This is a genomic window from Bradyrhizobium uaiense, from assembly GCF_010811875.1.
GTDB lineage: Bacteria > Pseudomonadota > Alphaproteobacteria > Rhizobiales > Xanthobacteraceae > Bradyrhizobium > Bradyrhizobium uaiense.
This window is the reverse complement of the sequence record NZ_VKHP01000549.1, coordinates 1-659: the sequence shown is the minus strand read 5'-3', so window position 1 is coordinate 659 and position 659 is coordinate 1. Positions and strand designations below refer to the sequence as shown.

Sequence of the window (659 nt, the reverse complement as noted above, 5' to 3'; positions counted from 1 at the left end):
AATGAAGCGAACTCGGATTCGGGACACTCGCGCTGGTCCAGTCCAACCATGGCACTCGCACCGCTGATCGCCTACGCCCATGTCGGGAAGCGCTTTGCCGGCGGTCACGACGGCGAACGCATCACAGCCGTCGACGATGTCTCGCTCGATATTGCCGCGGGGGAATTCCTGGCGATCGTCGGCGCCTCCGGCTCCGGCAAATCCACCCTGCTGCGGCTTGCCAACCGCCTGCTCGCCCCCGACAGCGGCCGCGTCATCGTGGAGGGCGCGGACGTGCGCGGCGTCGATCCGGTGCGCTTGCGCCGGCGCATGGGCTACGTGTTCCAGAGCGGCGGGCTGTTCCCGCATATGCGCGTCGCCGACAACATCGCCGTCACGCCGAGACTGCTCGGTTGGCCCGCTGCCGAAATCGCCGCACGGGTCGATGAGCTCATCGACCTGGTGCGGCTCGATCGCGCCCTCCATCACGATCGCTTTCCGCATGAACTGTCGGGCGGGCAGCAGCAGCGTGTCGGCGTGGCGCGGGCGCTCGCCGCCCGTCCTCGTATCATGCTGATGGACGAACCCTTCGGCGCGCTCGATCCGCTGACCCGCGACACCCTCGGCGATGAGTATCGCGCCCTGCATCGCAGGCTCGCCTTGACCACGGTAATGGTCAC

Annotated in this window: 1 protein-coding gene; it reads left to right on the top strand. The window is 67.8% G+C overall.

From position 1 onward, the window contains the following. Nucleotides 1-48: 48 nt before the first annotated feature. On the top strand, nt 49-659 hold a 611-nt coding region (locus FNJ47_RS46405), incomplete at its 3' end, for an ATP-binding cassette domain-containing protein (RefSeq protein ID WP_163163499.1).